The organism is Actinocrinis puniceicyclus (assembly GCF_018283645.1).
In the GTDB taxonomy this organism is placed as follows: Bacteria; Actinomycetota; Actinomycetes; order Streptomycetales; family Catenulisporaceae; genus Actinocrinis; species Actinocrinis puniceicyclus.
In genome coordinates this window covers 1-4,937 of record NZ_JAGSXH010000222.1, presented here as the reverse complement: position 1 = coordinate 4,937, position 4,937 = coordinate 1, and the positions used below count along the sequence as shown (strand labels likewise).

Annotated in this window: 2 protein-coding genes; both read left to right on the top strand. The window is 73.6% G+C overall.

What is annotated here, in order from left to right:
- On the top strand, positions 1-2,825 hold a 2,825-nt coding region (locus tag KGA66_RS28055; RefSeq protein ID WP_211472452.1), incomplete at its 5' end, for an SCO1167/SCO6262 family helicase.
- An 8-nt stretch (positions 2,826-2,833) separates the two neighbouring features.
- Positions 2,834-4,261, top strand: a complete 1,428-nt coding sequence (locus tag KGA66_RS28050; protein WP_211472449.1) for an SWIM zinc finger family protein — start codon at positions 2,834-2,836, stop codon at positions 4,259-4,261.
- The last annotated feature ends 676 nt before the right edge of the window (positions 4,262-4,937 follow it).

Here is a 4,937-nt window from a genome sequence, read left to right as displayed (position 1 = left end):
CCCGCACCCCCGCCCTCTCCGCCCGGCAGGGGGCTGAGCTGGTGAGGTACCCCGCGGTGTTCCTGCCGGGTGATCCGGCCCGGACCGGGCGCGTGGCATTCTACGGATCGGGCCTTCCGCCCGAGCTGACCGCAGGGCGATCGCTGACGCTCGTCACGCCGCAGGCCGCCACAGGTGTGCGGCGCAGAGCGCTCCCCGCGGCCGAACTTCCGCTCGCCGCGGCGGTGCCCGTGCTGGCTCGCGCCGCGCGCGGCCTGAACGCCGACCCCGCGGCGGCGTTCTGGGGCGCCGCTTCGCTGTTCGCGCTTCACCTGATCGCACGCGGGCGGCTGTTGCCCGGCGTGTCGCCGGAGGGCTTCGACGCGTGGCGTGCCGGACCGCTGGACCGCGACGACACCGAGCGGCTGCGCGCGCTGGCCCGCGCGATGCCGCCGACGGCCCGGGCCCTGGCCGTGCCGGAGGTGACCCCGCTCACCCTGCCGGACGCCGAACCGCTGCTGCGCAGCTTCCTGGACGCGGTGGCGGACACGATGCCGCGCACCGTGTCCGCGCCGCTCGCCGCCGGCGGACCGCTGTTCGCGGCGACTGCGCCGCAGCGCGCCGAGGCACTGCGCGGCTGGGCGGCCGAGGTGGCGACGGGCCTGGACAGCGGGGTCCGTGTCTCTCTTCGGATCGAGCTCGACGATGAGGCTTTCCGCGCGGTGACACAACTGCACAGCCTCGCCGACCCGACGCTCGTGGCCGATGCCGCGGACGTGTGGCGAAGCTCCCACGACGAACGCTTCGGCGCCCGCGCGCAGGTCGACGCCCTGCTCACCCTCCGGCGCGCCGCCAGGGCGTGGCCGCCGCTCACCCGCCTGCTGGCCGGCGCGGTCCCCGACGCGATCGAGCTGACCGACGACGAGGTCTACGACCTGATCGGCGACGCGACCGCGCGGCTGTCGGCGGCGGGCGTCGACGTTCACCTGCCCAAAGACCTGGCCCGGGGCCTGACCGCCCAGGCGGTCGTGTCCGCACCGCAGCGTCCCCGTTCCGATCTGCGTTCCCTGTTCCGCATGGACGCGCTGGTGGACTTCCGCTGGCAGCTGGCGCTCGGCGAGCGAGTCCTGACCGAGCAGGAGATGGAGCTGCTGGCCGAGGCGACCAGGCCCCTGGTACGGCTGCGCGACCGGTGGGTCCTGGTCGACGCCGAGCTGGTCCGCAAGGCCCGGCGGCGCGAGCTCGACCCGCTCAGCGCGATCGACGCCCTGGGCGCGGCGCTCACCGGTGTCGCAGAGATCGACGGCGAGCCCGTGCCGGTCGCGGCGAGCGGCTGGATCGCCGAGTTGCGCGCGCGGCTGCTGGAACCGGAAACGGACGGGCACCGGCAGATCGGCGCGCCCGCGGCGCTCAAGGCGACACTGCGCGGCTATCAGCTTGAGGGCCTGCGCTGGCTGGACCGGATGACGTCGCTGGGCCTGGGCTGCTGTCTGGCCGACGACATGGGCCTGGGCAAGACGATCACCCTGATCGCGCTGCACCTGCACCGCCAGCGCGCCGCCGAGACCGCGCACCCGACGCTGGTGGTGTGCCCGACCTCGCTGCTGGGCAACTGGGAGCGCGAGATCGAGCGCTTCGCTCCCGGCACGCCGGTGCGTCGCTACCACGGGCCGGGCCGCCACCTCGACGCGGTCGCCGCCGGGGAGTTCGTACTGACCACCTACGGCACGCTGCGTCAGGACGCGCAGATGCTCGCCGCGACCGACTGGGGGCTGCTGGCCGCGGACGAGGCGCAGCACGCCAAGAATCCGCACACGGACACCGCCCGCGCACTACGGCTGATCACGCCGCGTGCCAGGGTCGCGCTGACCGGAACCCCCGTGGAGAACAACCTCTCCGAGCTCTGGGCCCTGCTGGACTGGACCACGCCGGGACTGCTCGGCACGCTTCGCGGCTTCCGCAACCGCTACGCCAGGACCATCGAGGGCGGCCAGGACCGGGACGCGGCCGACCGGCTCTCCCGGCTGATCGGACCGTTCGTGCTGCGTCGCCGCAAGTCGGATCCCGGTATCGCACCGGAACTGCCGCCGAAGACGCAGACCGACCACCCGGTCGCGCTCAGCCGCGAGCAGGCCGCGTTGTACGAGGCGTTCGTCCGGGAGACGATGGCGGCCATCGAGGGCGCACAGGGCATCGCCCGGCGCGGCCTGGTTCTCAAACTCCTGACAGCACTCAAACAGATCTGCAACCATCCCGCGCTGTACCTGAAGGAGACCGGGCAGGACCCGGACAGGAAGGGCGCGACGGGCGCCGGGCGCTCGGGGAAGCTGGACCTGCTCGACGAACTGCTCGACACCATCCTGGCCGAAGGCGGCAGCACCCTGGTATTCACGCAGTACGTCGAGATGGGCCGGCTGCTGCAACGGCATCTGGAGCGGCGCGGGATCGGTTGCGCGTTCCTGCACGGGCAGATCCCGGTGCGCCGCCGCCAGGAACTGGTCGACGCGTTCCAGGCCGGCCGGGTGCCGGTGTTCCTGCTCTCGCTCAAGGCGGCTGGCGTCGGGCTGAACCTGACCCGCGCCGGGCACGTGGTGCACTACGACAGGTGGTGGAACCCTGCGGTCGAGGAACAGGCGACCGATCGCGCGTACCGGATCGGCCAGACCCAGCCGGTGCAGGTGCACCGCCTGATAACCGAAGGCACGGTGGAGGACCGCATCGCCGCGACCCTGGCGGTGAAACGGGATCTGGCCGACAGCGTGCTCGCCTCCGGCGAGGCGGCGTTCACCGAACTGTCGAACGCGCAGCTGGCCGAGCTGGTCGCCCTCCGGAAAGCAGAACGCTGATGGCGCGGGTGAGGAGGAGCCCTGCGGAATTCGCCGCGAAGCGCGCGCAGGACGAGCGGACCCGGGTCTTCCCGCCGGCGGCGCCGACCCCGGGCGGCCGCGGCCCCTTCGCCTCGACCTGGTGGGGCCAAGCCTGGGTGGCCGCGCTCGAGGAGACCTCGATGGACGCCGGGAGGCTGTCGCGGGGACGCACCTACGCGCGGCGCGGCGCGGTCGGCGAGATCACGGTCACGGCCGGACTGATCAAGGCGAAGGTCCACGGCAGCCAGCCGCGACCGTACAGCGCCTCCGTGCGGATCCGGCGGCTGGACGACGACGAGTGGGACCGCGTGCTCGACGCCGCCGCGGCCAGGGCCCAGCACATCGCGGCCCTGTTGGACCGCGACCTGCCGCAGGAACTCGCCGCGGACGCGGCCAGGGCCGGGGCGCCGCTGCTGCCCGCTGACGACGAACTCGAACCGTCCTGTTCGTGCCCTGACTGGGGCTACCCGTGCAAGCACGCCGCCGCGCTGTGCTACCAGATCGCCCGCATCCTCGACCAGGACCCGTTCGTGCTGCTGCTGATGCGCGGCCGCGACGAGGCCACGATCATGAGCGAGCTGCGCCGGCGCAACGCCGCGCGCGCCGCGGTGGAGGCCGCCCAGTCCGCCGCGGCCGCGAAGAACCAGGCTGATACACGGGCCGGCGAGGCGCCGCAGCGGCGGCAGCCGGCCGCGGCCGGGACCCCGGCCCGCGCCGCCTTCGAGCAGCGGCAGCCGCCCGCCGGCCCGCCACCCTTGGTCGGTGCGGTGGATCGGCCCGGCGCCCCGGCCGTCATCGACGCGACCTCGCCGGTCGCGGGTTTCGACCCGCCGGCGCTGGAACTGCTCGCCGCCGACGCGTCGGCGCGGGCCAAGGCGCTGCTCGACGACTATCTGGCGGCTGACACGCGCGAGAGCGAGAGCGAGAGCGAGAGCGGGAACGCGGACGCTGACGCGGGCGGGAGCCAGGTCGCGCACGGCCCCGGGCCCAGGTGGCTCCTACCCGATCTCGACCTGTACCGTGACGCGGTCCGGCTGCTGGCCGGCGAGCACCGCGACATCCACGTCTTCGCCCGGTTCGTCACGGCCCTGGGCGTCGAGCCCACGCAACTGGCGCGCAGTATCAAAGCATGGCGATACGGCGGCGAGCCGGGGTTCGAGGTGCTGGAAGTGTCGTGGTCGCCCGCGGCGGGCGACCTGGCCCGCGCGCGTGCGCTGCTCGAATCCGGCTGGGACGAGGGCGCCGCTCCCGCGCCGAAGGTGTGGCGCAACCGGTGGACCTTCGCCGATCTCGGCGTGCAGTTGCGCTACGGCCGCGACGGCCGCTGGCACCCCTACTGCCGGCGAGACGGCGCCTGGTGGCCGGCCGGTCCTCCCGGCCAGGACCCCGCCGACGTGCTCACCGCGCTGTTGTGATGGGCCGTCACCAGCGGCCGCGAGCGTACGGGTACTGAAGGCGGCACCGGCACGTGGGCCGCGTTCGCGCGCTCGCAGGCCGGGGCGCTGTCGGCGGGTGACAGCAGTCGAACGGGAGAGCGCTCTCCCGGCTGCCACCCCGGACTACCGTTCCACCGCGCCGTCCACCGCGCGGGCGGCTGACGGCCCGTGACCCCGACCGTCGGCGCTCGGCGGTCGGCGGTCGGCGGTCGGCGGTCGGCGGTCGGCGGTCGGCGGATCTCGCGGACCCGGTCCGATGCTTGGCGCACACCGCCCCTCCCGCGTGCTGTGGCTTCTCTGAATAGGCCGGACACCGAATCCGAGCACGAAGGCGACGACGAGAGCCGCCGCGCACCGGCGCCGCACCGGCCCGATCCGCCGGGATCCCTTGACACGGCCCGGTTCCTGTCGAACACTCCCGTTGGAGAGCGCTCTCCGATCTCCTGCCGGTAGGCCACGAACGCGCTCCGAGTCCACAAGGCGATATCCGGCGCGGTTAATCGCCGCTTGCCGCACTGCGGTGGTCACACCGCCACCGCCGCACCAGTGACATGCCGCGGACATCCGGCCTGCCTCGTGGACGCTGCAGGCGCCGGTCGTATCGCTGGCTCTTATACACTTTTCCGAGCCCACCCGACTAGACTAGACATGATCT